At 59.9% G+C, this 25990-nt stretch carries 24 protein-coding genes, 1 tRNA gene and 1 pseudogene; 13 read left to right on the top strand and 13 right to left on the bottom strand.

Annotated elements, in window-relative coordinates; translation table 11 throughout:
- Window positions 1–36 precede the first annotated feature (36 nt).
- Entirely contained in the window at window positions 37–1035 is a 999-nt protein-coding gene (locus tag AC0Z42_RS14275; RefSeq protein WP_485468870.1) for a FecR domain-containing protein, read from the bottom strand.
- Between the two features lie 5 nt (window positions 1036–1040).
- On the bottom strand, window positions 1041–1568 hold the full coding sequence (locus AC0Z42_RS14270) for a sigma-70 family RNA polymerase sigma factor (protein WP_485468869.1): 528 nt from the start codon (window positions 1566–1568) through the stop codon (window positions 1041–1043).
- A 140-nt stretch (window positions 1569–1708) separates the two neighbouring features.
- Between AC0Z42_RS14270 and AC0Z42_RS14265 the strand changes: the two genes are divergently transcribed.
- On the top strand, window positions 1709–1921 hold the full coding sequence (locus AC0Z42_RS14265) for a hypothetical protein (protein ID WP_485468868.1): 213 nt from the start codon (window positions 1709–1711) through the stop codon (window positions 1919–1921).
- A 159-nt stretch (window positions 1922–2080) separates the two neighbouring features.
- Here the strand turns inward: AC0Z42_RS14265 and AC0Z42_RS14260 are convergent, their stop codons facing one another.
- The gene (locus AC0Z42_RS14260) at window positions 2081–2785 is read right to left on the bottom strand and encodes a hypothetical protein (protein ID WP_485468867.1); all 705 of its coding nucleotides are present in this window, start codon (window positions 2783–2785) and stop codon (window positions 2081–2083) included.
- Between the two features lie 440 nt (window positions 2786–3225).
- Between AC0Z42_RS14260 and AC0Z42_RS14255 the strand changes: the two genes are divergently transcribed.
- The gene (locus tag AC0Z42_RS14255) at window positions 3226–3486 is read left to right on the top strand and encodes a hypothetical protein (RefSeq protein ID WP_485468866.1); all 261 of its coding nucleotides are present in this window, start codon (window positions 3226–3228) and stop codon (window positions 3484–3486) included.
- Window positions 3487–3651: 165 nt separating this feature from the next.
- Here AC0Z42_RS14255 and AC0Z42_RS14250 read toward each other — a convergent pair whose 3' ends face one another.
- Window positions 3652–4230, bottom strand: a complete 579-nt coding sequence (locus AC0Z42_RS14250) for a hypothetical protein (RefSeq protein ID WP_485468865.1) — start codon at window positions 4228–4230, stop codon at window positions 3652–3654.
- A gap of 484 nt (window positions 4231–4714) precedes the next feature.
- Between AC0Z42_RS14250 and AC0Z42_RS14245 the strand changes: the two are divergent.
- A pseudogene (locus AC0Z42_RS14245) lies at window positions 4715–5730 on the top strand (integrase core domain-containing protein).
- A gap of 47 nt (window positions 5731–5777) precedes the next feature.
- Here AC0Z42_RS14245 and AC0Z42_RS14240 read toward each other — a convergent pair.
- The 5 genes from AC0Z42_RS14240 to pepN all read right to left on the bottom strand — a co-directional run bounded on the left by AC0Z42_RS14240 (window position 5778) and on the right by pepN (window position 11797).
- Window positions 5778–6842 (bottom strand): hypothetical protein, encoded by a 1065-nt coding sequence (locus AC0Z42_RS14240; RefSeq protein WP_485468864.1) that lies wholly within the window; start codon window positions 6840–6842, stop codon window positions 5778–5780.
- 505 nt (window positions 6843–7347) lie between these two features.
- Window positions 7348–7725, bottom strand: coding sequence for a hypothetical protein (locus tag AC0Z42_RS14235; RefSeq protein WP_485468863.1), 378 nt, complete (start codon window positions 7723–7725; stop codon window positions 7348–7350).
- 113 nt (window positions 7726–7838) lie between these two features.
- Window positions 7839–7914: transfer RNA gene (locus AC0Z42_RS14230), tRNA-Thr, on the bottom strand.
- Between the two features lie 85 nt (window positions 7915–7999).
- Window positions 8000–9001: a class 1 fructose-bisphosphatase gene (locus tag AC0Z42_RS14225; protein ID WP_485468862.1), complete on the bottom strand. Its 1002-nt coding sequence runs from the start codon at window positions 8999–9001 to the stop codon at window positions 8000–8002.
- Between the two features lie 141 nt (window positions 9002–9142).
- Window positions 9143–11797 carry an aminopeptidase N gene (pepN, locus tag AC0Z42_RS14220; RefSeq protein WP_485468861.1) on the bottom strand — a complete coding sequence of 885 codons (2655 nt, stop codon included), beginning with the start codon at window positions 11795–11797 and terminating at the stop codon, window positions 9143–9145.
- Window positions 11798–12030: 233 nt separating this feature from the next.
- Between pepN and AC0Z42_RS14215 the strand changes: the two genes are divergently transcribed.
- On the top strand, window positions 12031–12657 hold the full coding sequence (locus tag AC0Z42_RS14215; RefSeq protein WP_485468860.1) for a DUF4136 domain-containing protein: 627 nt from the start codon (window positions 12031–12033) through the stop codon (window positions 12655–12657).
- 166 nt (window positions 12658–12823) lie between these two features.
- On the opposite strand, the gene AC0Z42_RS14210 is transcribed toward AC0Z42_RS14215, so the two are convergent.
- The 4 genes from AC0Z42_RS14210 to AC0Z42_RS14195 form a co-directional block, all read right to left on the bottom strand.
- Window positions 12824–13825 (bottom strand): quinone oxidoreductase family protein, encoded by a 1002-nt coding sequence (locus AC0Z42_RS14210; protein WP_485468859.1) that lies wholly within the window; start codon window positions 13823–13825, stop codon window positions 12824–12826.
- A gap of 22 nt (window positions 13826–13847) precedes the next feature.
- Window positions 13848–14234 (bottom strand): methylglyoxal synthase, encoded by a 387-nt coding sequence (locus AC0Z42_RS14205; protein ID WP_485468858.1) that lies wholly within the window; start codon window positions 14232–14234, stop codon window positions 13848–13850.
- A 28-nt stretch (window positions 14235–14262) separates the two neighbouring features.
- Window positions 14263–15174 (bottom strand): DMT family transporter, encoded by a 912-nt coding sequence (locus tag AC0Z42_RS14200; RefSeq protein WP_485468857.1) that lies wholly within the window; start codon window positions 15172–15174, stop codon window positions 14263–14265.
- A 130-nt stretch (window positions 15175–15304) separates the two neighbouring features.
- Window positions 15305–17797, bottom strand: coding sequence for an alkaline phosphatase D family protein (locus tag AC0Z42_RS14195; RefSeq protein ID WP_485468856.1), 2493 nt, complete (start codon window positions 17795–17797; stop codon window positions 15305–15307).
- 145 nt (window positions 17798–17942) lie between these two features.
- Between AC0Z42_RS14195 and AC0Z42_RS14190 the strand changes: the two genes are divergently transcribed.
- The 9 genes from AC0Z42_RS14190 to rsfS all read left to right on the top strand — a co-directional run bounded on the left by AC0Z42_RS14190 (window position 17943) and on the right by rsfS (window position 25984).
- Complete coding sequence (locus AC0Z42_RS14190) at window positions 17943–18668, top strand: YebC/PmpR family DNA-binding transcriptional regulator (RefSeq protein WP_034747129.1); 726 nt, start codon at window positions 17943–17945, stop codon at window positions 18666–18668.
- Between the two features lie 60 nt (window positions 18669–18728).
- Window positions 18729–19997: a phosphoribosylamine--glycine ligase gene (gene purD / locus AC0Z42_RS14185; protein WP_485468855.1), complete on the top strand. Its 1269-nt coding sequence runs from the start codon at window positions 18729–18731 to the stop codon at window positions 19995–19997.
- 87 nt (window positions 19998–20084) lie between these two features.
- Window positions 20085–20831: a hypothetical protein gene (locus tag AC0Z42_RS14180; RefSeq protein ID WP_485468854.1), complete on the top strand. Its 747-nt coding sequence runs from the start codon at window positions 20085–20087 to the stop codon at window positions 20829–20831.
- A 58-nt stretch (window positions 20832–20889) separates the two neighbouring features.
- The gene (locus AC0Z42_RS14175; RefSeq protein ID WP_485468853.1) at window positions 20890–22182 is read left to right on the top strand and encodes a hypothetical protein; all 1293 of its coding nucleotides are present in this window, start codon (window positions 20890–20892) and stop codon (window positions 22180–22182) included.
- Between the two features lie 4 nt (window positions 22183–22186).
- On the top strand, window positions 22187–22834 hold the full coding sequence (locus AC0Z42_RS14170; protein WP_485468852.1) for a hypothetical protein: 648 nt from the start codon (window positions 22187–22189) through the stop codon (window positions 22832–22834).
- Window positions 22831–23616, top strand: coding sequence for a hypothetical protein (locus tag AC0Z42_RS14165; protein ID WP_485468851.1), 786 nt, complete (start codon window positions 22831–22833; stop codon window positions 23614–23616). Before AC0Z42_RS14170 ends, AC0Z42_RS14165 begins: the two co-directional genes overlap by 4 nt.
- A 98-nt stretch (window positions 23617–23714) precedes the next feature.
- On the top strand, window positions 23715–24629 hold the full coding sequence (hemF, locus tag AC0Z42_RS14160) for an oxygen-dependent coproporphyrinogen oxidase (RefSeq protein ID WP_485468850.1): 915 nt from the start codon (window positions 23715–23717) through the stop codon (window positions 24627–24629).
- Between the two features lie 20 nt (window positions 24630–24649).
- A complete protein-coding gene (locus AC0Z42_RS14155) occupies window positions 24650–25297 on the top strand; it encodes a nicotinate-nucleotide adenylyltransferase (protein WP_485468849.1) in 648 nt (215 codons plus the stop codon).
- On the top strand, window positions 25298–25984 hold the full coding sequence (gene rsfS / locus AC0Z42_RS14150; RefSeq protein WP_485468848.1) for a ribosome silencing factor: 687 nt from the start codon (window positions 25298–25300) through the stop codon (window positions 25982–25984).
- Window positions 25985–25990: the final 6 nt, after the last annotated feature.

Below are 25990 nucleotides of genomic sequence, written 5' to 3'. Positions count from 1 at the left end.
GCAGGCGGCAAAAAGGGAACCGTTTTTTATAAATATTTATTTCGGCGCCACCGACACCCACCATGGCAGGGTGAATCTCACCCGCACCGGCAGCGCCGCCGCCAGCATGGCCAGCGCCTGGCCGGTATCGCGCAGGGGGAAGGCGCCCACCACGCGCAGGCCGGCAATCGCCGGATCGCAACCGAGGTAGCCCGGCCGGTAACGCGACAACTCCGCCAGGAACTGCGCCAGCGGCATGTCTTGGGCGATCAGCATGCCCTGGGTCCAGGCCTGGCGCGCCGGGTCCAGCGCGCCGCTGGCGGCGATGGCGTGGCGGGTAAAACTGGTCTGTTCGCCGGCGGCCACTACCCGCGCCGGCGCCGGCGCTTCAAGTGGCGTGATTTCCACCCTGCCCTCGCTCACGTCCAGCCGGGTATGGCCGTCGAACTGGCGCACTGCGAAGCGCGTGCCGAGCGCACGCATGGCGCCCTGGCGGCTGCGCACGATCAAGGGGCGCGGCGGGTAGACAGTATCGGCATGCGTTTCCACCAGAATTACGCCCTGGTGCAGCACCAGCAGCCGCTGCCTGTCGTCGTAGCGGGCATCGAGCACGGTATCGGTATCGAGCCAGAGCCGGGTGCCGTCGGCCAGCAGCGCCTGACGGCTCTCGCCCACGCCGGTGCGGTGCGAAGCGCCCAGCCCCGCCACCAGCGCCTGCACGCTGTCCTGGCGCGCCAGCTGCCAGCCCGCGCCCACGGTGACCGCCGCCAGCGCCATCGCCTTGAGCAGCTTGCGCCGCTGGGCTACGTAACTGAGTTGGCTGGCCGCGTGCAGGGCCGCGCTGGCGGCCTGCGGCGCCTCGCGCGCGATGGCCACGCCGTCGCTGATCGCCTCCACCCTGGCCCAGGCCTGGCGATGGCCGGCGTCGGCCGCCAGCCAGTCCTGCCAGCGGCGCCGTTCCTCGTCCTCGACCCGGCCCGAGCGGAAGACGGCAAACCATTCGGCGGCCTGTACCAAAGTGGCGTAGGGTATCTCCTGTTCTTGGCGGCGCTGCATCGACATCAGGCCAGCGCGGCACGAAAGTCGGCGCCGGCCGCCAAGCAGTGCAACATGGCCTGCGCCATATATTTCTTGACCATCCGCTCGGACACGCCCAGCCGCATTCCGATCTCGGCATAGGTCAGCTCGTGCAGCTGCGCCAGCAAAAAGGCCTGGCGCGGCTTATCGGCCAAGGTGGCCAGAATGCGATCGACCTCGACCAGCGTTTCAAGCACGATGGCCTGGTGCTCGGCCGACGGCTGGGTCGCCTCCGGGCGCTCCAGCATGGCGGCCACCCACACCCGTTCGATCTCCGCCCGGCGCCAGTGATCCACCACCAGCCCCTTGGCGATGGTGGTCAGATAGGCGCGCGGATTTTGCCCGGCATCGAGCTCGCGCGGACGCACCACCAGGCGCAAGAACGTATCCTGCGCCAGATCCTGCGCGGTGAACAGGCATCCGAGCTTGTTGCGCAGCCAAGCCTGCAACCAGTCATGGTGCTCGGCGTACAGCGTGTGCAAGTGTGGCTGCCCGGAAGTAGATGCCGCCATGCGTGGTCACCATAGTTGAGAATAATTCTCATTATTATAGGGTCATTTGGCATGGTGCTACAAGCGTTGCGAGGTGCTTGCTACGGTGAAACCTGCGCCGCCTACATCATGGACATGGGTAACCGGCGGCCGACGGCCAAGTGCTGTTCGGCGAGCCCGACGGCTACAACACGTACATGGTGGTGCCGTCCGGCAGCGCGGGTTTGCCAGATCCATATCGCGTACTGCCCGAGCTAGTCGACACCACGGCAATCGAGGACGATGCGCCCAGCTGCAGCCTGGCGCAGCCGCTCGAGCGCCAGGAATTATTCGTCAACCAGGCCATCGTCGCGCCGGCGCTGTCGATCCTGTAGGAGTTTTTCCGGCACGGACGTCTGACCTGGCACAGAGCCTTTGTCAACCTGCGCACCGGCAGCATGCGGCCGCTGCTGGTGAAGGAGCCGTCGCCGGTATCGGAAGCGAACCAGGCGGAAGAAGTGCGCGTGCGGGTGATGGCACGAGCGACGATTAACTTAGCTCGGCAACAATTTCCCTCGATGAATAAACCTGATGATCGAGTAAAACAAGCGAGCTAACAGCCAGAGATTAGCCTGAGCCCGGGCATCTGCTGCTTTGTTGTTTGCTGCTTCGGCCTCTTTAATATTTTTATCTAAAGCATCTAAGCGGTTACGAATCATTTCTTTTTCATCAACAGACAATAGTGCCTTTTGCAAGAATGGAGAAGTCATTGCCATTGTCGTCAAGTGGATAAAGCTCCTTGCATGAAATAATCGGGTTATACGGCCAGCATCATTTTCCCGAATTTCAAGTGCATGAATCCTCTGAAGGAGGTCATTAGTTTCCAAGTCTTTCCGTGCAAGTTGTCTAGGCATATTGCTGGTACTTAGGTAACCATTTAAATAATTATGCACTTCATTTAGCAGAAAGTACGAATGTAGTGCCAAGGCCGCATTCAAGTCTTCAGTACTGCGACGCCGGTCCAAATTCTGTCCATGACGTTGCCATGCAGGTATTGCGATTGCAAGAAATATGGCCGCCATGGCACCGACAAATTGCGCCCAACCTGATAGGTCGGGATGAGCCTCCATCCAAAGCAGCATTGGCTGAATATTGAGATCAAGAGGAAAGGGCGCTAAAAATTCAAGTAAGAAATAACGTGCAACTAAAAAAACAACTACAACGGCTAAAAGCCTCGCACATCTCATTACCCAAAGCATCGATCACGCTCCATTTTCAGTTATAAAAATTATTAATTACCGGAATAAAAATATTAATTTCAAGTAAAAATTTGAAAAAACTACCACAACTATAAAATTCGAAGGGCTTCGAAAAAATGAAAAATCTTTCAATTTTAATTCTTACATTCAACATTAAAAAACCAACCGTTAATTTAACATCAATTGGAAGAAAACGATATGACGACATACCGCGAATTTTTCCGCCTGCGCGACCTGCGCACGCTAGGCGCGAATTCCCCAAAACATATCTAAGCCAACGCTTCTTTATGGCTGATGCTTAGTTGACCGTGCCCGAGGACTATAAACTCATGCAGGTTGAGCCAACACATGAAACTAGCGCCAACGCCGCTTTGGCGACCTAGCCGACCATTAGCCCTGCCAACATCGCGCTGGCACGTCTCGCGGCACCGATCGTACTGATGCAGATGGAATTTAATGCCGGGCACGACGGTCGACGCGGTCTCAGGCATGTTGGTCACGATAAGCCGGCATATTGGGCCACGCTGGCCGCGGCGCCGATCCCATTGGCGGTCGACCAGCACCCCGATAATGACGCTGTCGATCGATTCGCTGCCGCAATGAAGGTAAAATTGGCCCTTTCTCGATTAAAAGACAGCAGTGATTGGGACAATCCTGAGCAGTGCAGCATCGATGATTTGACGGTCATGCTGCGCAACTAGGCAAACGGTGAGGATCCTGTCGATGCGGGCAACTTCGTAATGATGCTCCACCAACACGGCGCCCGCTTCGCACCGCCGAGATATGCACGTGCCGACGCCATTGAGGCTGCTGAACTTAAACCATCACGTACATCCCAAATGTCACCAGATTACCAAACCGTCTCACTAAGGGCGATGAGTCTCAATGTATGCGTCCATCGGCTCAGGAAGCAGCTCATCATTTATTCGCAAAACCGCTCTTAGCAAATACTCACGAATAGCGGCACGGGGCTTTTTATCCCCTGCACATTCAATTGAATAAAAAATGTCTCCAAGAATTTTTTCCAGCCCTTTGCACACACCCACATCAGCGTTTTCATCGTAGATGATGTCATCGATAACGTGATGCTCTGTTACTTTATTTTTATTTGAGCATGGGCAGATGCACGACCTCGCCCCCTGAAAGAACTGTCCCCCGCCCCAAATGTAGCCGCTGCTTCGATAACTAATATCGACTCCGTATATATTGCTTGTTGGATAGGCAGCATGATTCGAATTAGGGCAATCACTATGCCTTGTAACCATGAGCAGACCAAACTCTCTCGCTGCAACTAAGTATTTTTCATGCAATTTCTCCAAACGATCTTTCGTGATGCTATTTGGAGTTGTGTTATCCCAGAAAAGGCTATGAACAGAATTCTCGACACCCGTGACAATTCGTAGGATGTCACAACGTAGCGCTACATAGTATTCAAACAAATTCATATTTTTTATTTCTTTCAAGCCCAATGTAGAGCTAAATGACTACACACCCGTAGATTACATAGCTACAGCATTGCTTGCGGCCGGTCCGAAATACTTCGCGCATAATTACGCAGCATCCATTCCGGCTCCAAAAATCCATTTTACTCAGATCTCACTTCGAACCTCTTAATACACTAGCTTGCTTCGATGTAGGTCATTTCAGTGTCAGGACCGATTTTTCGCTGCTCGCCTCGCTGTGGGTCGAGGGTGCAATTATTTACGTGTCGCAGCGCATTTATCAAGACTCGATACTCTTGATAGGTAAAGAGAAGAAACTGGCGACTTTGACGCTGACCTTTTTCGAGAGCGTTTGCTAGTCATGTATCAGGAGATAGGATAACTGTTTAGATATGGCTGATCATATTCCAACTCGCAGCCTGCCATTTTTCAGGGCCAGGGCGCTTTTGAGTACACTGTTGAATCCTGTCACCCAACTACCAGCGCCATGAGTCAAGCCCTTCACAGCCAAGCCCGCACCACTCATCTGATCCGTGACGAAATCCGTAAATCGACGCTCTCTCAAACGAGAACTGGCTGAGCGCTACAATGTCAGTCGTCTGACGATCCGCAAGTGGCAGAACCGCGACAGCGCCGAGGATCTTTCGCACCGGCCACTTATCATGCACACCACGCTCACGCCTGCGCAGGAATTGATCGTCGGTGGGCACCACGCTGCTGCTGCCCACCGACGATCTGCTGACAGTGGCCCGCGAGTTCGTCAATCCAGCGCTTTCGCGCGCCGCCCTGGGGCGTTGCCTGCGTCGCCATGGTGTCTCCAGCCTGCTTGAACTGGCTTTACGGGAAACCGACAAGCCCATCACCAAAAAGTCGTTCAAGGATTACGAGCCCGGCTTTTTACATATGGATATCAAGTATTTGCCGCAGATGCCTGACGAAACCGAACGCCGTTACCTATTCGTCGCCATCGACCGCGTCACGCGCTGGGTCTTCATGGAGATCTATGCCGACCAGTCCGACAGTAGTAGCACCGACCTCCTGATCAAGCTCAACAAAGCCTGTCGGATCGCCATCGTCAAGCTGCTCACCGACAATGGCAGCAAGTTAACCGACCGCTTTAGCAGCAAGTTAACCGACCGCTTTAGCAGCAGGAAAAAAGACCCGGAAACGGGCGAGCGGATTCCCAGCGGTAAGCACGCGTTTGACGTGCAATGCAAGCAACTGGCGATCAAACATCGCCTGATCCCGCCACGTCATCCGCAGACCAACGGCATGGTTGAACGCTTCAACGGCCGCATCAGCGAGGTCGTCAACCAGACTCGCTTCGCGTCCAGGGCCGAGCTCGAATCAACACTGCGCAATTACCTGAAAATCTATAACCACAATATCCCACAGCGTGCTCTCAACAACGAAACGCCGATTCAGGCAATGAAGAAATGGCAGGCAAAAAAGCCAGAATTATTCGTTAAACGTGTTTATAACCAGGCGGGTCTTGACAGTTAAGCAAATGCCCCTTAGCGTACGATTTTCCCCGAATTCTGTGTACGCCCTTAGTTCAACAATGGTGGATCAATTTTGCTCGTAACAGACTTGTCGGTTGTTCCAGTTAGCTGCAAGTTCGCTGAACCCGGAAGTAGCTCGCTTCGTCTTTCTTGATTCACTGATACTATGTGGTCATTGATTGTAATGCTAGACTCCCCATCAAGAAGTTGGGTTAAGGACTGTGAAATCATAATCGCTGATTTCTCGATGTGATCCTTCATTGCCGTGGCATCCAGACCGGCTTCGGTCAGCCGTTTGCTCAGACCGAGAATTGCATCAATCGCTTCAACTTTTCGAGGGATGGCAGCTAGTTTTCCTTCAGTGGTATAGCTTCTAAAGAGCCAAGACGCGGTGTTTTCTATGAATGATGCCAACATCCCAACCACTCTCATATCACCAAATAATTTTACCCACATGCTTCCAGACTCAATTTTAGAAACGCGGAGCGGGTAGGTAGCCTCGGACACCGACAAGAGCATGCATAGCTCTGAATACAGTTCTTGAATCGCTAATAATTTATGAGCGAACTCTGACAGACTTAAAGGTGCGGGCATGTATAGAGAAAGAGGGGCTTCAGCGCTGCTTGCGACATCATTTTCGTCGATTAATTGTTCAACGTATTGAAGGATGCCTAGAAATGTTGCCAGCCTGATGTCGAGCGCCTTTGCCGCTATCAGCAGGGGTAGCGCGCTTTCTACACTATGGTTCGAGATAAAGGTGTCATAGAGTGCAGAAAAATCTTCGACCTCCGAGTCTATTTTAGCTATGAAAGTTTCTCTGGCCGTGAGGTAAGGTTGAAGATCATGAAGGGCTCGTTTGAAATCCTCCAATGCTTTGAAGAACTGCCGCTGAGTAATAGTCCTTAGCGTACCGGGTACAGCATTGAGATGAGCGTGCGCTTGGTTTGCGGCATCACGCAAAGTCGATAGATTTGCTATCCCTTGAAGAACTACTTCCATTTCAGATGCCGAGCGCGAAAAATCTGCAACCGATATTATAAAAGGCTGGAATTTCTCATAGCTATCAAAAAATGATTGGATATGTTTTTTAAGTTGAAAGATTTGCATTGCCATATAAATTCTTTCCGGAAGATGTTTAAATTCCGAAAACATTGTACAAGCAAATCAGTAACTTTTCACATTTATGTGGACTGTAGATGTGCATTTAGTTGCACTACAGATACTCAGAGACGGCTTAATAAATTAGCGGAAATTTAGACGATGCAGCAGCGGCGCTCCCTGGCCAGGTAAATCATGTTTTCCCACATGTCAAGGCGCTGTTCATAGTCTCGCTCCGAGCGCCGGTAACATATCAGCCATGCAAACGTTCGCTCGACCACCGAGCGCCTTGGCTGAACAGCGAAACCTTGCTGCCCCTGCAGCCGCCGCACGACCTCCACCGGCGCGAGGGCAGGTCCGCCATTTAGACACGAACTGATGCATTAGGTACCTTAGAAGCATGCTTAGCCGAGAACTTTTTAAACCATCACTTACATTCCAAATGCCACCAAGTTACCAAACCCTCCACTTAACTGTTTGAACCGGATTTTTCATCGAGATCTTCGACAGACAGCATCCCCTACGACAACCAACCCGAATCAAACACCTTGTTATTACACGCAACGATAACCATGCGCGTATGCAAGCCATACCCTTGCTGATCCCACGGTGCCGGCGTGGCATGAAATACCATGGACGACAGATCGGCTGCCTGCAGGTCGTGCGTTTCCAGTATGCGTAGCGCCGTGACATGCAATGCCGCCAGTGCCAGGCGCAAGGGCGCCAGTTCGGCGACAGACTCGGGATAGGGCGTGGCATCGAGCAGATCCATCTGCGTTGTTGGCTGGTTTGCCGCGCGCAGTGCCAGGGCGAGATGCGGCGACAGATAAGCGAGGCCGCTGGCGGCGTGGTGCGCGATATCGTGGGCAACGCCTGCCAGGACAGCAATTCTACCCATCTCACGCTCCTTGAAAGCAGCCCGCGCCACCATCAGGCCGGGCTGCCGTATTTGAACAGACAACAAAAAACCCGCTTACCTTTGCAGATAAACGGGCTTTTCTGATGAATCTCTGGTGCCGCTTGCCGGAATCGAACTGGCGACCTTTTCATTACGAATGAACTGCTCTACCAACTGAGCTAAAGCGGCGAAGACCCACATTCTACAAACAAAGCACAAATTTTGCTAGTGTCAACACGAACTTTTTTGCACAGTGTGGGGGAATGCGCCCTGCTTACTCCTGATGGTAGGCGGTCACGCGGGCCACTTCGTCTTTCGAGCCCAGGTAGACCGGCACGCGCTGGTGCAGCTTGTGCGGGGCGATGTCCATGATGCGCTGCTGGCCGTCGGTGGCGGCGCCGCCGGCCTGTTCGACGATAAAGGCCATCGGGTTCGCTTCGTACATCAGGCGCAGCTTGCCGGGCATCGAGGTGTCGCGCAGGTCGGCCGGGTACATGAAGATGCCGCCGCGGTTCAGGATGCGGTGCACGTCGGCGACCATCGAGGCGATCCAGCGCATGTTGAAGTTGGTGCCGCGCGGGCCGGTTTCGCCGGCCAGCAGCTCGTTCACGTAGCGCTGCACCGGCGGGTGCCAGTGGCGCGCGTTCGACATGTTGATGGCGAATTCTTTTGTGGTGGCCGGAATCTGGATATTGCTTTGCGTAAGGACCCACGAACCCATTTCGCGGTCCAGCGTGAAGCAGTTCACGCCATTGCCGAACGTCAGCACCAGCATGGTTTGCGGGCCGTACACGGCGTAGCCGGCGGCGACCTGTTTGGTGCCGGCCTGCATGAAGTCCTGCTCGGTTGGCTGGGCCATGCCTTCCGGCGCTTTCAGTACCGAGAAGATGGTGCCGATCGAGACGTTGACGTCGATGTTCGACGAGCCGTCCAACGGGTCGAACAACAGCATGTATTCGCCCTTCGGATAGCGGTTCGGGATCGGGTGGATCGATTCCATTTCTTCCGACGCCATCGCCGCCAGGTGGCCGCCCCATTCGTTTGCTTCGAGCAGGATCTCGTTGGAGATGATGTCGAGTTTTTTCTGTACTTCGCCCTGCACGTTTTCCGTGTCGGCCGTGCCCAGCACTTCGCCCAGCGCGCCCTTGCCCACGGCGTGGCTGATGGTCTTGCAGGCGCGCGCGACGACTTCGATCAAGAGGCGCAGTTCGGCCGGGATGCTGTTGTTCGAGCGCTGTTCTTCAACCAGGTATTGCGTAAGACTGATGCGTTTCATGACTTCCCTTTGGATGGTTATCTCGTTATTTTAAATATGTCTCGTGTGTTGTCGGCTTACGCGCCTTTGGCGCTAAGCCGACCTACGAATCATGCAGGCGCGTAGGTCGGATTAGCCCGCAGGGCGTAATCCGACACACCGTCAATTGGCCAAAGCCTTGCTGACCACTTCCATCACATCGTTCGACAGGCTGGCCTGGCCGGCGACTTGTTCCAGCGCGGCGCGCATCGGCGTTTGCAGGGCCGGCAGGTAGCGGCGCCAGCGGTCCATCGAGCGCGCCAGGCGGGCCGCCACTTGCGGGTTCAGGGCGTCGAGCGCGATTACCTGCTCGGCCCAGAAGGCGTAGCCGCTGCCGTCCGGCGCGTGGAACTGCGACGGGTTGCCGTTGGTGAAATTGAAAATCAGGCTGCGCGCGCGGTTCGGGTTTTTCAGGGTAAACGCCGGATGCGTCATCAGCGCGCGCACGGCGGCCAGGTCGGTGGTGGGGGCGGCCGCCTGCATGGCGAACCATTTGTCGACCACCAGCGCTTCGCCCTGGAAGTCGCTGTAGAAACTGGCCAGCGCCGCTTGCGATGCTTGCTGTGCACCCGAGTGGATCAGGGCGCCCAGTGCTGCCGCGCGGTCGGTCATGTTGCCGGCGCTGTCGAACTGCTGCTGCGCCAGCGCCAGGTCGTCCGCTTCCGGTGCGATCAGGAGGTAAGCGAGTGCCAGGTTTTTCAGCGCGCGCTTGCCGGCCGACAGGGCGTCGGGGCTGTAGTCGCCTGGCGTCACGTTGGCGTGGTATTGCGCCAGCAGTTCCGGTTTCAGGGCGGCGGCGATCGTGCGGCGCATGAACTGGCGCGCCGTGTGGATCGCCTGCGGGTCGACCTGCGCCATGCGCTCGGCGATGATGGTCTCCGATGGCAAAATCAGGGCCAGCTCGCGGAAGGCCGGGTCCAGTGTTTCATCGGCCAGCAAGACGCGCTGCGCTTCGATAAAGGTGTCGTCCAGCGCCAGCGCTTCGCCTGCGGCGACGGCGGCCGTCAGTGTCAACAGGCGCGCCATGGCCAGGCGCTGGCCCGCTTCCCAGCGGTTGACCGGGTCGCTGTCGTGGCGGAACAGGTGCAGCAGTTCGGCGTCGGTGTACGCATATTCCAGCACCACCGGCGCGGAAAAGTCGCGCAGCAGCGACGGCACGGGCGCCTCTGCCACATTGATGAAGCGGAAAGTCTGCCAGCCTTCGGTCAGTTCCAGCACGGCGCTGGTGGCGGCAATCACGTCGCCACCTTCGAGCTGCAACGGCAGGTCGCGGCCATCGGCGCCCAACAGACCCACGGTGACCGGAATATGGAACGGCAGCTTGTGCGACTGGCCGGGCGTGGCCGGGCAGCTTTGGCGCAGGGTCAGCTCAAATGTTTTGCTGGCGGCGTCGTAACGGGTTTCGACATGCACGATGGGCGTGCCGGCCTGGCTGTACCAGCGTTCGAACTGCGTGAAATCGCGACCGTTGGCGTCGGCCATGGCGGCGCGGAAGTCGTCGCACTGCACGGCCTGGCCGTCGTGGCGTTCGAAATACAGGTCCATGCCCTTGCGAAAACCCTCGCGCCCCACCAGGGTCTGGTACATGCGCACCACTTCGGCGCCTTTTTCGTAGATGGTGACGGTGTAGAAGTTGTTGATCTCGACAAAGGAGTCGGGGCGCACCGGGTGCGCCATCGGGCCGGCGTCCTCGGGGAACTGCGCCTGGCGCAAGGTGCGCACCTGGTCGATACGGGTCACGGCGCGGCCGGTGTCGGTGCCGATCATGTCGGCCGAAAATTCCTGGTCGCGGAATACCGTCAGGCCTTCTTTCAGCGACAGCTGGAACCAGTCGCGACAGGTCACGCGGTTGCCGGTCCAGTTGTGGAAATATTCATGGCCCACTACCGCTTCGATGCCGGCGTAGTCGACATCGGTGGCAACGCGCGCATTGGCCAGCACGTATTTGGTGTTGAAGATGTTCAGGCCCTTGTTTTCCATCGCGCCCATATTGAAGTCGCCGACGGCGACGATCATGAAGCGGTCCAGGTCCAGCTCCAGGCCGAAGCGCTCTTCGTCCCAGCGGATCGAGTTTTTCAGTGACTGCATGGCGTAGTCGGTTTTATCGAGATTGCCGTCTTCGACCCACACCTGCAGCAGCACTTCGCGGCCCGATTGCAGGGTGTAGCGCTCTTCCTGGCAGACCAGGCGCGCGGCAACCAGCGCGAACAGGTAGGAAGGCTTCTTGAACGGGTCTTCCCACTTGGCGTAATGGCGGCCGTCGCCCAGGTCGCCCTCTTCGATCAGGTTGCCATTCGACAGCAGCACCGGGTATTGCTCCTTGTCGGCACGCAGCATGACGGTGTATTTGGCCATTACGTCCGGGCGGTCCGGGAAGAAGGTAATGCGGCGAAAACCCTCGGCTTCGCACTGGGTGAAGAAGTTATGGTTCGATACATACAGGCCGGACAGCGACGTATTGTCCTGTGGCGCCAGGGTGGTTTCGATATCGAGCTCGACGTCGTCGGGCGCTTTCGGTATCGTCAGCATGCTGGCCGTCAGCTTGTATTGCGACGGTTTCAGCACCTTGCCGTTCAGGCGTACCTGCACCAGCTCGATATGTTCACCGTGCAATTCGATGCTGCGGCTGGTGCTGTCGGGATTGTGATGCATGCGGATCCGGCTCGCCACTATGGTGCGGGCGGGATCGAGATCGAAACCCAGTTCCACGGTGTCGACCAGAAAGCTGGGCGGCGTGTAGTCCTGGCGGTAAATCGTCTGAGGGCTGTCTGTGCGCATAGGGATGGATTGGGAGCGGAGGCAAAAGCCTATTTTACCAATACCGGCAGCGGCCTGGCCTGATTTGAAGCCGATTTGCGCCGTTTGCGCAAATGAATATCGTCAATTGCGAGGCAGCGAACACACAGGGTAACAATCTGTAATAATAATCAGCAGTGGAATAACGTAGTCTTACACTATAAGGCGATAAATTACGCTTGCGAAATATCTGATCGCTCTGAGGAGATTCGGCAATGAAATACCTGGCCATATTAATGACTGCGCTGACGGTGCTGCTGACCGGCTGCGCCACCACCATCCGCAGCGATGTCACGGCTTTCCACGACTGGCCGGCCCAGCAGAATGACAAATCGTATGTTTTCGTGGCGCCGCCGGCCGAGGAAGACACCCTGGAATACCGCAGCTACCAGAACCTGGTGCGCGCCGAACTGGCCAAGCACGGCTTTGGCGAAGCGTCGGGGCCGGATAGCGCCAAGCTGCGCGTCTCCATGCGCTTTGGCACCATGGATGTGCCTGAACGCGTGCTGCAGGCCACCGACCCGTTCTGGTATGGCCCCGGCTACTGGCCTGGCCGTTACGGCTACCGCTACGGCGCCTGGCCCGGCTATGGCCGCTTTGGCTACAGCCCATTCTGGGGCGGCCCGATGGAATTGGAAGAAACCGTGCGCCACAAATTCGAACGCGAACTGCGCGTGACGATCAATGAAAACACCGGCAAGAAACTGTACGACGTGAGCGTGCATTCGACCAGCGGCAAGCGCGCCACGCCGCAGGTGATGCCGGCCATGGTCGCCAGTGCGTTTGCCGATTTCCCGGGCCGCAGCGGCGTGCCGCGCAAGGTGGAAGTCAAGGTCGAATAAACTGATCGGCCCATCAAAAAAACCGGCTGGTGCGCGCAAGCGGCCAGCCGGTTTTTTCATGTGTAGTACGCTTCGGCCGCAAACGTGATCACGCCGATCAGCGCCACCGCCAGCACCAGCACGATCAATAGCCGGCCGAATTTCGGACTGCCGTCGCCGCTGCCGCTCATGGCACGATAATGGTGGAGCCGGACGTTTTACGTCCTTCCAGGTCGCGGTGGGCCTGGGCGATATCGGCCAGCTTGTAGCGCTGGCGCACTTCGATCTGTACTTCGCCGCTGCCGACGACGCCGAACAGCGAAGCCGACATTTCTTCGAGCTTGGCCCGGTCAGAGGCATAGCTGAACAGCGCCGGGCGCGTGATGAACAGCGAGCCGCGCGAGGCCAGTTCCGACAGGGTAAATGGCGGCACCGGGCCGGAGGCATTACCGAAGCTGACCATCATGCCCAGCGGCGCCAGGCAGTCGAGCGAGCCGATAAAGGTATCCTTGCCGATCGAGTCATACACCACCGAGACGCCCTTGCCGCCGGTGATCTCGCGCACGCGCTCGACGAAGTTTTCGGTGTTGTAGTTGATCACGTGGGCCGCGCCATGGGCCAGCGCCAGCTGGGCCTTGTCGTCCGAGCCAACCGTGCCGATCAGGTTCACGCCCAGCACTTTCGCCCACTGGCAGGCGATCAGGCCTACGCCGCCGGCGGCCGCGTGAAACAGGATGGTGTCGCCCGCTTTCAGCGCCACCGTGCGGTGGAACAGGTATTGCACCGTCAGGCCTTGCAGCATCATGGCGGCGGCCGTGTCGAAGCCGATACGGTCGGGCAGCGCCAGCAGCAGGGCCGCCGGGATATTGCGCTGCTCGGCATAGGCGCCGTTGATGCGCGCCGCATACGCCACCCGGTCGCCCACCTTCACATCGGTCACGCCCTCGCCCACCGCCTCGACGATGCCGGCGCCCTCCACGCCCAGGCCGGCCGGCAGCAGTTGCGGATACAGGCCGGTGCGGAAATACACATCGATGAAATTGAGGCCGATCGCCTCGTGCCGGACGCGCGCTTCGCCGGGGCCGGGCGGCGCCAGTTCAACGTCGACATACTCCATCACTTCCGGGCCGCCCGTGCGCTGCATGCGGATCGCTTTGGTGGTAATTGTTCCTGTCATTGTTTCGCTCATTGTCGTCTCCTGAGATGATGAATCAAGCCGCGTTGGCGAGAGCTTGCAGTTGCGACAGCACCAGATGGGCCGTCGACAGATTGGTGGCGCACGCCACATTGTGCACGTCACAGGCGCGCACCAGGGCGTTGATGTCCGGTTCGTGCGGCTGCGGCGTCATCGGGTCGCGCAGGAAGATCACGCAGTCGATCAGGCCTTCGACCAGCAGCGCGCCGATCTGCAAGTCGCCGCCGAACGGGCCCGAATGCTTGCGCTCGACGACAAGGCCCAGTTCGTTGATCAATCGCCCGCCCGTGGTGCCGGTGGCCGTCAGCTCGCAGGTGGCAAGAAAGTCCCGGTATTCGCCCGCCAGGGTGATCATGTCATCTTTTTTCTTGTCGTGGGCAATCAGGGCGATGCGTGTTTTCATGGTGGTGCAGTCTCTTGGGTTGAAAGGATTATTTTTTCTTGGAAAGCAGGTAGATGCCGGCCAATACCAGGCCGGTACCGGCCAGCTGCCAGCCGGTGATCGGTTCGTCGAGGATCATGGCGCCCAAAAACAAGGTCGAGACGGGGCCGATCATGCCGGCCTGCGAAGCGACGGGCGCGCCGATGCGCTCGACGGCGATCATGGTCATGAACACCGGCAGCACGGTGCAAAAAATGCCATTGACCAGCGACCAGCCATACACCGGCGTGGGCTGTATCAGCATGCCGACCGGGCGCAGGATGAAGAACTGGGCGATGCAGGCAAAGCTGGCCACGCACATCGCATAGCTGACCAATCGCATGGCGCCGATGCGTTTCACCAGTTCGCCGGAACCGAGCAGATACACGGCGTACGAGCAGGCCGAACCGAGCACCAGGGTCGAACCGAGCACGATATTGCTGGCGCCCGATTGCAGGTCGTGCACGAACACCAGCACGATGCCGCAATAGGAGGTCAGCAGCGCCAGCCACTGCAGGCGGCTGATGGCATGCTTGAAATACACGGTGCTGATCAGCAGCACAAAGGTGGGCGTCAGGAACAGAATCAGCCGCTCGAGGCCAACGGAAATATATTGCAGGCCAAGAAAGTCGAAATAGCTGGACAGGTAGTAGCCGACCAGGCCCAGCCCCACCAGCTGCCAGCGGTCGCGCCACGCCAGCGGCGGCTCGGTGCGCATCTGCCACCAGGCGATGACGGCAAACACGGGGAGCGAGAAGATCATGCGGAAGGCGATCACCGTGACCGCATCGATCTGATAGCGGTACAGCAGCTTGGCAACGATCGCCTTGGTGGAAAACAGCACCGCCCCGCCAACGGCGATGGCCAGGCCACCGAGGTAGACGGAGCGGGGAATGGTAGACGGTGCGGGGCTGGTGCTCATGACCAGATTGTAATGGCAAAACCTTATCCGTAGGTCGGGTTAGCGCTACGCGCGTAACCCGACAACATTGTTGGCCGAGGCCGGTGGTGGTGTCGGGTTACGGCCGACGGCCTAACCCGACCTACCCGACCTACGCCACCACCACCGCTGCCGTTCCCGCCGTCACGGTCGCCGTCGTCACCCGCGCAATCACAGTCGCCGGCGCCGCCGTGCCAACCAGTTTGTTGACCTGCTTGAACTGCGCCACCAGCTTGCCCGGCGTCAGGGTCACCACGGTATAACCCTGTGCATCGGTATTCAGATGCTTGATCCACGGGTTGTTGCCCAGGCCCGACAATTGCTGCGCCAGTCCCAGCAAGGTGGTACTGAAGTCGGCGCTGGCTTTCAAACCTGCCTGTACCGCCGTGACGGTGGCGTCCAGCTGCGCTTCGGGCAGGCCCTTGGCGGCCAGCGCGCCGCGCAGCTGCACGCGCAATTGTTCCAGCAGGCTGTCGATGGTTGGCGCAGCCTTGCCCATGGTGTAGTCGAGCAGGTTGATGTCGAGGTTGACGGTGCCGACACCTGGCACGGGGATCGCCAGCGGGTAGCTGACCAAAGTACCAATATCGCCGAGCGCCGCCGCAGCGGACTTCAGATAGCTGAAGAAAGAGTCCGAACTGACGCCGGCCGATACCAGGTCGACCATCACCGGCGTGCCACCACCCGTCGCGTCGAAATCGTCGTTGACGGTGCCGGCAAAGAAGGAATGGATGTCGCCCGTCAGCGCCACCACGTTGCCGATGGCGTTGGTTTTCAGATGCGCCATCAGCGCCTTGCGCTCGCTGTTATAGCCGTCCCACTGGTCGCAATTGAGCAGGAAGCGGGTAAAGAACGGCGCCAGCGAGGCCGCCTTGCCGGAACCGGTGACAAAGGTTGACGTAGCCTGTTTCGCCTGCACGTCGGGCTTGATCCAGCCAAAGGCGATCACTTGCGCGCCAGCGGCGGGCGTGCTGCTGTTGAACGCCGCCACCGTGATGCCGGCCTGCGCGGCGGACAGGCCCGCGCCGACTGCCGCCGCGCCCTGCGCCGTGGTGTTGGCGCCAGCGCCGGCAATTGCCATCGCCGCCGCCTGCGCGACTTGCGTGGTGGCACCGGCAGTCGACGCCGCCACGATGGCGTTTGCCAGCGGCACGCTGCCGCCGACCAGCGGCAATGTGGACGCAATCGCCGCGCCCACATTGCTCATGGCACTCAGCGCGATCAGCGTGGCGATCGCGTCGACGCCGTTCAGGCCCATGCGCAGCAATGACACTTCATTGCCCCACAGCTTCCAGGTCGAGGTGGCGGCCTTCATCTTGCTCTTCCACCATTCGCGCTGGGTGGCGCCCAGCATGCCGACTGCGGCCAGCGGGTCTGCGCCGGCCTTGGTGGCGGCCGCCATCTTTTGCGCTTCCACGCTGTCGAACAGCTGCTGCGGCACCAGGTAGCGGCTGCCGATGCTGCCCAGCGCCTTGCCGGTGGCGGGGTTGAGCGACGCTTCGGGGATCGCATGGTCGGCGCGGTACAGGCGCTCGTCGGTCATGACCAGTTGCATCAGTTTGCCGAACTGGAAGTCGCGGTAGATCTGGATATTCTGGAACGTGGTCGCCGCTGCATCGAACGTGACGTCGGCCGGCATATATTCGAACCACGCCTGGTTGGCGCTGCGCCGGCGCGTCGGCTGGTGCAAGTCGCTGCCGTCTTGCGCCACGATGCCTTCGTAGGTGGACGCGTCCTGCCAGGCGTCGTCGGTGAATTCGTGGTCGTCCCACACGGCGATAAAGGCAAAGCGCTCGTGCACCGCCTGCAGGCGCGTATCGGTGCGGTATTTCTTGTACAGGTAGCGGTAGTCGGCGGTGGTGGTGGCGTATTTGGCGCCGCTGCTGCCACTCTTGAAGGTGCCGTCTGGAAGCTTCAACTGGTCGTGATGGCTTTCCACGGCGCCGCTCTGGAATGCTTCGCCGACTGTTTCGTAGATGTAGTCGCCCAGATGGACGATAAAGTCCAGGCTTTCATTGGCGGCGATATGGCCCAGCGCGCCCCAGTGGTTGATGCTCCAGTCCTGGCACGTCAGGTAGGCAAACTGCAATTGCGCCACATCGGCGGTGGCGGCCGGCGCCGTCTTGAAGCGGCCCACGTTCGAGCGCACGTCGCCGGCGATGAACTGGTAAAAATACACCTGGCCCGGCTGCAGGCCGGTGACCTTGTGGCGCAGGGTGTTGTCGAAATCGGATTTCAATGGCAGTTTGGCGTCGACGATATTGGTGCCCGTCAAGGCCTTGTTGCTGCCCAGGGAAGCGGAATTGTCGCTGGCGCTGACGATCAGGCGCACCGCCACTTCGGTGGCCGAAGCTGGCGCCGGCGCCACGGCGTCCAGGCTGGCGGGCACCACGCGGGTCCAGAGCATGGCGCTGTCCGGGCGCGGATCGCCGGAGGCCACGCTTTGCGGGAACTTCCAGTCGCTGCCCGAGGCCAGCGGCACGCCGGCGTCGCCGCCGTTGCCATCGCTGCTGCCGCCGCAAGCGGCGAGGCCGGCGGTGGCCACCGAAACGGTGATAAAGCCGCCCAATTTCAGGAATTGACGCCTGTTGATCTGACTTGCCATGATTTTCTTACCCCAAAGTAACCCGAAAGCGCGTCACTTTAGCAACAGAATATGTCGGCTTCATGACCGGGGCAGCCGGTCGCCGGGGGTGCCACTATGCTAAAATGTCGGCCACAATTGAACCCCCGTCTAAGGAAGATTCGACATGGCAGGACATAGCAAATGGGCCAACATCAAGCATAAAAAGGCTGCCACGGATGCCAAGCGCGGCAAAATCTGGACGCGCCTGATCAAGGAGATCACGGTAGCGGCCCGCATGGGTGGCGCCGACGCCATCACCAATCCGCGCCTGCGCCTGGCGGTCGACAAGGCGGCCGACGCCAATATGCCGAAAGACAACGTGCAGCGCGCGATCAACCGCGGCAGTGGCGGCGTCGACGGCGCCAACTACGAAGAAGTGCGCTACGAAGGCTACGGCGTGGGCGGCGCGGCCGTCATCGTCGAATGCATGACCGACAATAAAGTACGCACGGTAGCCGAAGTACGCAACGCCTTCAACAAGAACGGCGGCAACATGGGCAACGAAGGCTCGGTCGCCTTCATGTTCCAGCACTGCGGCCAGCTGCTGTTTGCGCCCGGCACCGACGAAGACAAGCTGATGGAAGCGGCGCTCGAAGCGGGCGCCGACGACGTCATCGCCGACGAAGAAGGCGGCTTCGAAGTGGTCACGCCGGTGCACGATTTCGCCACCGTCAAGGAAGCGCTGGAAGCGGCCGGCTTCAAGGCCGAAGTGGCCGAAGTGATCATGAAACCGGCGACCGAAACGGTCTATTCCGGCGACGATGCGATCAAGATGCAAAAGCTGATCGATGCGCTGGAACTGCTGGACGACGTGCAGGAAGTCTTCACCAACGCCTTGATCGAGAATTAAACACACGCACTCAAGGGCGGCATCCCCGCCCTGCAACCCCACACTGAACGAACGGTCCCTATGAAAATTCTGGTAGTCGGCTCTGGCGGCCGCGAACACGCCCTGGCCTGGAAACTGGCCCAGTCCGAACGCATACAGATGGTGTATGTCGCTCCGGGCAACGGCGGCACCGCGCGCGATGCGCGCCTGGTCAACCTCGACATCAGCGACCCGCAATTGCTGGCCGATTTCGTTCAGCAGGAACACATCAGCCTGACCGTGGTTGGCCCGGAAGTGCCACTGGCGGCCGGCATCGTCAACCTGTTCCGTTCGCGCGGCCTGAAGATCTTCGGCCCGACCAAGGAAGCGGCGCAGCTGGAGTCATCGAAAGACTTCGCCAAGGCCTTCATGCAGCGCCACGGCATTCCGACGGCCGCCTACCAGACGTTTTCCGAGGTAGCACCGGCGCACGCCTATATCGACAGCATGGGCGCGCCGATCGTCATCAAGGCCGACGGCCTGGCCGCCGGCAAGGGCGTGGTAGTGGCAATGAGCCTGGAAGAAGCGCACCAGGCGGTCGACAATATGCTGGCTGATAACCAGTTCGGCGACGCTGGCGCGCGCATCGTCATCGAAGAATTCCTGGCCGGCGAAGAGGCAAGCTTTATCGTCATGTGCGACGGCAAGAACATCCTGCCGCTGGCCACCAGCCAGGATCACAAGCGTTTGAAAGACCACGACCAGGGTCCGAACACGGGCGGCATGGGCGCCTATTCGCCAGCGCCGATCGTCACGCCGGCCATGCATGCGCGCGTGATGCGCGAAATCATTGTGCCAACAATTCAAGGCATGGCAAAAGATGGCATCACGTTCACGGGCTTTTTGTACGCCGGCCTGATGATCGACGACAAGGGCACGCCAAAAACACTGGAATTCAACTGCCGCATGGGCGACCCGGAAACCCAGCCCATCATGGCGCGCCTGAAGACGGATCTGGTCACCGTGATGGAACACGCCGTCAACGGCACGCTCGACACGGTGGAGCTGGAATGGGACCGCCGCACCGCCGTTGGCGTGGTGATGGCCGCCGCCGGCTACCCGGACGACCCGGTCAAGGGCACGCCGATTGGCGATATCCCGCTTGAGACGATTGAGTCGGTGACCTTCCATGCGGGCACCCGCATCGAAGGCGAGCGCCTGGTGACCAACGGTGGCCGCGTGCTGTGCGTGGTCGGCCTGGGCGACAGCGTCAAAATGGCGCAGAAGCAGGCCTATGAAACCGTGGAAAAAATCCATTTCGACGGCGCGCAATACCGCCGCGATATCGGCTGGCGCGGCTTGAAGCATTGATCGTCGATTAACGATCATACGGCGGGCCGGCGCGGATTCATCCGCCCCGGCCCGTTTTCATTTTGACTGTCACGCTCCCCTTCCGCCATGACCATTCCCACCGGCCTTGCCACGCCCGACAACGATGCTCCGATCAGTCCCTGGAGCTGGCTGACCCTGGCCGCCGTGCTGCTTGCCGGCCTGGCCTGGTACTGGTTCAGCAGCTATGCCGTGCCGCGCTGTGACGCCAGGGAAACCGTGGCCTCGGTCACCGACGGCAAATTCAGCCTGGACAACATCAAGCAGGCCGGCTATTCCTGGTCGCAAAAAACCCGTGGCTGCCTGGCCACTGCCAGCGTGGAGGGCAAACCGCTGCAATATGCCTGGACCATCTCGCGCGTGGAAGGCAGGCGCAAAAGCCGCCTGGAATACGACCATGCGCACGCTGGCATCGTGCAAGCGCGTTTTGGCCATATCGCCTGGCATGGCGGCTTTGCGCCGCAGGGCCAGCCCGTCGGGCGCGAGGCCTTGCTGACCGCAATGCTGGCCGGCATGGATGTACTACGTGGCAAGCCGATCTACCACATCGGACTCGATGCGCTACTGTCGCCGCAACACTACCGTGAAATTGGCGATATCGAACCGCTGGCACCGTGCAAGGAGGTCGCGCCTGGCGTGGCTTCCTGCCGCCTGCTGCTCACCCGTAATGACCTGGCGTCCCCTGCCGGCACGACGGTGCTGGCCAGGTCGGTGCTGCAGCAAGGCGACTTTACCTTCCAGCGCGGCAAGGATGGCAAGAACTGGTCGGTCACGCCGCGTTTCAAGGAAGAACTGGATCTGGCGCAGCTTCAATAGTGCGCTGAGGAAACGAGCTTGTATTGTAAAGTTTGCCATCCTGCTAAAACTAATCCAGATGACTAACGAACCACTCGGCTCCACGCATACTTCCATCGAGGCGCTGCATGTGCTCACGCTGCTCACGCGCCGCCAGCGCGAGCAGGCGCTTGCCCATCCCGACTTGCCACAACTGGCCATTGGCACACCGCTGCCCGATACCTTGCTGTGGCTGTACCGGCGCCAGATCGTCACATCCGAGGATGTGGCGAGCCTGTCGCTGAGCGTGGCGCGCAACTTCAGCGGCGACGAGCTGGCACTGCGCTTGTCGATATTGCAGCAGCTGGTGGCAGTGCTCAATCGCGAATCGCTCGATACTCTGCATGACGAAACGCTGATCGAGCCGGCGCTGTACCAGCAGGCTCTGCAGCACCTGCCAGGCGACGTGCTGCTGCCCACGCCGGGCGAGACGCTGAACTGGATGCTGCATGTGGGCTTGCTGCCGCGCGCAGATTTCAAATCCATGGCGCAGCGCATCGAGGCCGGCGGCAGCGAGGATGCAAAACGCGTTGTCAAACATGCGCAAGCGCGCCAGGATGAGCATAAACAAGCGGTGCGCGGCGTAATCCTCGATGGCCTGTTTCCCGGTTCGCGCCTGACCTGGCTGATCGTCGCGCCGCTGGCGCTGGCCGGCATGGTCTGGTATCTGATGAGCGGCAATTCGGTGCCCGGGTGCGACGCCACCAATACTGTCGATACCGTGACCCGCATGCTCAACAAGGCGGCGCCGGAAGGCGTGGGCAAAGCCAGCCTGCACGACGTGAAAGAAGCGGGCTACGCCTCGTCGCACAACATCCGTGGCTGCCTGGCCACGATCACACTCGATGGCGAAAAGATCGACTATGCCTATACGGTCGCCCGCGACGACAGCGGCAGCAAGCGCCGCATCAGCTATGTGGGTGCGCAGCCGCTGCTGGTGAAAACGCGCTTCGGCAGCATCACGGATGGCGAGTTTGCCCAGCAGGCCAAACCGCTGGGGCGCGAGGCGCTGGAAACAGCATTTCGCGCCGGCATGGATGGTGCGCGCATCCTGCCGCAGCCAAGGCAGGCGTTTTCGCTGACGCAATCGATGGAACGTACGCGTGAAATCGCTGAAATCGAACCGCTGGCGCCGTGCAAGGAAATATCGCCCGGGGTTTATTCCTGCCGCCTGCTGATCGAACGCAATGACGCCCTGCTGGGCATGCTCAACGGCGGCTCGGCGGTAATGCAGGAAGGCGATTTCACGTTCCAGCGCGACGCTGCAGGCAATGGCTGGTCGGTGACGCCACAATTTGCCGTCGAGCTGCGCCAGGCAAAAATGAAAGAGTAAAGCCATGCATACCGAACCGCCGCACGCATCGCTGAACCGGCTGCACCAGCTTGGCCTGATCACCGCGCAGGAACTGGAAGACGCCAACGCGGAACGCGACGTCGCCGGGTACGAGCGCCTGCACCCGCCCGAGGACCCGGTCGACATGCCGGAACTGGCGCAGGACGCCGACCTGGCAAGTACCCTGGGCTGGCTGCTGCTGACCGATCTGCTGCCGAAAAATGACCTGGACAAGCGCATGGCCAGCCTGCCGCCCGGGCAGCAGGTGCTGCTCGCCGACGGCGTGCGGCACTACAACCGCCGCGAAGTCGACGATTTGTACCAGCTCGATTTGCTCAACCAGTTCCAGCGTGACGCCGCACACGCGGCGGTACCGGGCGACCGCATCCTGTATTCACCCTGGATCGCCATGCGCTGGCTGGTGGTGAGTGGCGTATTACCGACGGCGCAATTCGAGGCGCTGGAAGAACGCGTGCGCGCACACGGCAGCGAACTGGCGCGCGAGATCATGGCCGCAGCCAGGCTGCGCCATGGCCATGACCGCATCCCATACAAGCGGCCACCGGCCTGGAAAGGCGCCTTGATCGTGCTGGGCATGATCCTGGCAATGTCCGTACTTTACGGGGCCGTGACGGGCTTCAAGGGCGCATGAACACCGATCCGCGCCTGCTGCCGCTGGCCGAGCTGCTGCGCCTCGGCCTGATCACACTTGACGAACACGACGATGCATTGGGCGAACTGGAAATCGTCGAACTGCAGCGCGCCCACAATGCCGCCGAAGGCATCGATGTGCCTGAACTGGCGATGGATGCCGATCCGCTGCAGGCGCTGGCCTGGCTGCTCAGCGAAGAACTGGTGGACCCGGACCGCTTCCTCGCCATGCTGCGGGCGCAGGACGAACGACATCCACTGGCCAGCGCCGCGCTGCGGCAGGTCAATTGCCAGGCGGTCGAGACGCTGCATGGCGAAAATCTGATCAACCAGTTCCAGCGCGACGCCGCCATCGAGCGCCTGCCGCCCGATCATTTGATCGCGTCTCCGGTGGCCGCCATGCGCCTGATGCTGGCACAGGGCAGCATGTCTGCGCAGGATTACCAGGCATTGAAAACACGCACGCGTACGCAGGGCTCGGACCTGGCGCGCATCATCGTCGACGCCGCCGGCAAGCCGCAGCCGCAGCATGGCTGGCGCGGCTGGCGCCCGTCCACCTGGATGATCGTGGTGATAGTGCTGGTATTCCTGGCCCTTGAGGCGCCTGGATGGTTGAGCAAACCGGCACCTGTGCCAGCGCCGCCGGTGAAAACGTTCGAACGCAGCGACCTGCGGCAGCGCGCCCAGTCAGCGGTGGACAGCGCGCGCCAACCCGGTGCCGACGGCGTGCAATATGAGGTCCAGGCGGTGCAGGAAAAAGTCAAGGACGAGCCGCCCCGCTAAAGCATGGCCGGCAACAGCATTGCCGGTTTTGCTATCACAAAAATCCGTTACAGGGTACAATCCGTCCTCACTTTATTTCGGCCTCGTCGGCCCACGCGATGTCGTCCACTCCATCCCCTTCGGCTGTCAAAGCCTATTTGCTCGATTTGCAAAGCCGTATCGTGCAGGCGCTCGAAGCGCAGGATGGCAAGCCCTTCCTGACCGACAGCTGGCAGCGCCCGGAAGGCGGCGGCGGCATTTCGCGCCTGATCGAGGAAGGCCATGTGTTCGAGCGCGGCGGCGTGAATTTTTCGCACGTCACCGGCGCACAACTGCCACCGTCAGCGGCTGCCGCGCGCCCTGAACTGGGCGGCAAGCCGTGGGAAGCGATGGGCGTGTCGCTGGTGCTCCATCCGCGCAATCCCTACGCGCCGACGGTGCACATGAACGTGCGTTTTTTCAGCACGGTGAACGCCGACAATGAGCCGGTATGGTGGTTTGGCGGCGGCATGGACCTGACGCCGTATTACGGCAACGTGGAAGACGTCAAACACTTCCACCAGGTGTGCCACGATGCGCTCGCACCCTTTGGCAGCGAGCTGCATCCGAAGTTCAAGGCATGGTGCGACGAGTATTTTTACCTGAAGCACCGCAAGGAGCCGCGCGGCGTGGGCGGCATCTTTTTCGATGACTTCAACGCGCTGGACTTTGACGACAGCTTCGCCATGATGCGCAGCGTGGGCGACGCTTTTATCGACGCCTATGTGCCGATCCTCGCACGCCGCAAGGATACGCCGTACGGCGAGCGCGAACGCGATTTCCAGGCCTACCGGCGCGGCCGCTATGTCGAGTTCAACCTGGTGTTCGACCGCGGCACGCACTTCGGCCTGCAGTCGGGTGGCCGCACCGAGGCGATCCTGATGTCGATGCCGCCGATCGTCAAATGGCGCTACGACTGGCATCCGGAAGAAAACAGCGCTGAAGCGGCGCTGTACCTTGACTTCCTCGTGCATCGCGACTGGCTGCAAGCGTGACGGGAACCGGTACTGCATGCGTGGCTCTGCTGGGCGGCAGCTACGATCCGGTGCATACCGGCCATGTCGCACTGGGATCGTACTTTTCCCGTTTGCTGCAAGCCGATGCGCTGCGCGTGATACCGGCCGGCGCACCGTGGCAAAAAGGCCGCCTGGGCGCCAGCTGCGAACAGCGCGCCGAGATGACCCGGCTGGCATTCTCAAGCCTGCCGCTGCCGGTGATGATCGACCTGCAGGAAATCGAACGCAGCGAGCAGGGCCAGCCCAGCTACACCATCGATACCCTGCGCCAGGTGCGCGCCGAACTGGGCCCGCAGGCCTCCATCGTGTTCCTGATGGGCGCCGACCAACTGCAGCGGCTCGACACCTGGCGCGCATGGCAGCAATTATTTGAATACGCCCATATCTGCGTCGCGGCCCGCCCCGGCTTCGCGCTGAATGGCACGGCGATGCCGCAGGCAGTGGCGCAGGAATTCACGCGCCGCCTGGGTACGCTTGACAGCATCCGCAACACGCCGCACGGTCTGACTTATCTGGCACAGGACTTCGCGGTGGATATCTCCGCCACCGAAATACGTGCGGCATTACAACGGGGGTTTCCGGCAAACGAGCTTGTTTCCCCGCTAGTGCTAGACTATATTGAACAACATAATTTATACAAAAGCTAAATGGACATCAAAAAACTGCAAACCCTCGTCGTTGACGCCCTTGAAGACGTCAAAGGCCAAGACATCGCCGTATTCGACACGGTCCACCTGACCAGCCTGTTCGACCGCATCGCGATCGTCTCCGGTACCTCGAACCGCCAGACCAAGGCGCTGGCCGCCTCGGTGCGCGACAAGGTCAAGGAAGCCGGCGGCGAGATCATCGGCATGGAAGGTGAAGACACCGGCGAATGGGTACTGGTCGACTTGGGCGACATGATCGTCCACATCATGCAAGCGCCGATCCGCGCCTACTACCGCCTGGAAGAAATCTGGGGCGACAAGCCGGTCAAGCTGGGCGCCGCCAAACGCGCACCGAAAAAAGCCGGTGACGACGAGCCAAAGAAAGTCAGCGGCCACCTGGCAGCGAGCAAGGCCAACGTGGAAGCGTCGCCAGTGATCGAAAAGAAAACGCCGGCGAAAAAAGCCGCCACTACCGCAGCCAAGAAAGCCCCGGCCAAAAAAGCCGTCGCTTCCAAAGCCGTGGGCAAGACCGTGAAAATCGCGCCAACCAAGACCGAGACGGCCGCCGTCAAAGCCCTGAAAGCGCTGCCGGAGAAAAGAGTCCGTGCACCACGCGCGGCCAAGCCTGCGGCCGATGCGGCACCGGCGAAAACCGTCATCAAGCGTATCAAAAAAGTCGAAGAGTAAGCGTCG

The sequence above is a fragment of the Janthinobacterium sp. 1L-D-8-B-C4 genome (assembly GCF_057291295.1).
The sequence above is the reverse complement of the archived record's forward strand: the minus strand, read 5'-3'. Positions and strand labels throughout refer to the sequence as shown.

Coding starts and splice junctions, on each gene's coding strand:
- purD (WP_485468855.1), top strand. CDS start 18,729: ATGAAAATTCTGGTAGTCGGCTCTGGCGGCCGCGAACACGCCCTGGCC.
- AC0Z42_RS14235 (WP_485468863.1), bottom strand. CDS start 7,725: ATGGGTAGAATTGCTGTCCTGGCAGGCGTTGCCCACGATATCGCGCAC.
- AC0Z42_RS14250 (WP_485468865.1), bottom strand. CDS start 4,230: ATGAATTTGTTTGAATACTATGTAGCGCTACGTTGTGACATCCTACGA.
- AC0Z42_RS14180 (WP_485468854.1), top strand. CDS start 20,085: ATGACCATTCCCACCGGCCTTGCCACGCCCGACAACGATGCTCCGATC.
- AC0Z42_RS14175 (WP_485468853.1), top strand. CDS start 20,890: ATGACTAACGAACCACTCGGCTCCACGCATACTTCCATCGAGGCGCTG.
- AC0Z42_RS14275 (WP_485468870.1), bottom strand. CDS start 1,035: ATGCAGCGCCGCCAAGAACAGGAGATACCCTACGCCACTTTGGTACAG.
- AC0Z42_RS14255 (WP_485468866.1), top strand. CDS start 3,226: ATGCAGATGGAATTTAATGCCGGGCACGACGGTCGACGCGGTCTCAGG.
- AC0Z42_RS14210 (WP_485468859.1), bottom strand. CDS start 13,825: ATGAGCGAAACAATGACAGGAACAATTACCACCAAAGCGATCCGCATG.
- pepN (WP_485468861.1), bottom strand. CDS start 11,797: ATGCGCACAGACAGCCCTCAGACGATTTACCGCCAGGACTACACGCCG.
- AC0Z42_RS14200 (WP_485468857.1), bottom strand. CDS start 15,174: ATGAGCACCAGCCCCGCACCGTCTACCATTCCCCGCTCCGTCTACCTC.
- AC0Z42_RS14190 (WP_034747129.1), top strand. CDS start 17,943: ATGGCAGGACATAGCAAATGGGCCAACATCAAGCATAAAAAGGCTGCC.
- AC0Z42_RS14195 (WP_485468856.1), bottom strand. CDS start 17,797: ATGGCAAGTCAGATCAACAGGCGTCAATTCCTGAAATTGGGCGGCTTT.
- rsfS (WP_485468848.1), top strand. CDS start 25,298: ATGGACATCAAAAAACTGCAAACCCTCGTCGTTGACGCCCTTGAAGAC.
- AC0Z42_RS14240 (WP_485468864.1), bottom strand. CDS start 6,842: ATGGCAATGCAAATCTTTCAACTTAAAAAACATATCCAATCATTTTTT.
- AC0Z42_RS14270 (WP_485468869.1), bottom strand. CDS start 1,568: ATGGCGGCATCTACTTCCGGGCAGCCACACTTGCACACGCTGTACGCC.
- AC0Z42_RS14225 (WP_485468862.1), bottom strand. CDS start 9,001: ATGAAACGCATCAGTCTTACGCAATACCTGGTTGAAGAACAGCGCTCG.
- AC0Z42_RS14165 (WP_485468851.1), top strand. CDS start 22,831: ATGAACACCGATCCGCGCCTGCTGCCGCTGGCCGAGCTGCTGCGCCTC.
- AC0Z42_RS14215 (WP_485468860.1), top strand. CDS start 12,031: ATGAAATACCTGGCCATATTAATGACTGCGCTGACGGTGCTGCTGACC.
- AC0Z42_RS14260 (WP_485468867.1), bottom strand. CDS start 2,785: ATGCTTTGGGTAATGAGATGTGCGAGGCTTTTAGCCGTTGTAGTTGTT.
- AC0Z42_RS14170 (WP_485468852.1), top strand. CDS start 22,187: ATGCATACCGAACCGCCGCACGCATCGCTGAACCGGCTGCACCAGCTT.
- AC0Z42_RS14205 (WP_485468858.1), bottom strand. CDS start 14,234: ATGAAAACACGCATCGCCCTGATTGCCCACGACAAGAAAAAAGATGAC.
- hemF (WP_485468850.1), top strand. CDS start 23,715: ATGTCGTCCACTCCATCCCCTTCGGCTGTCAAAGCCTATTTGCTCGAT.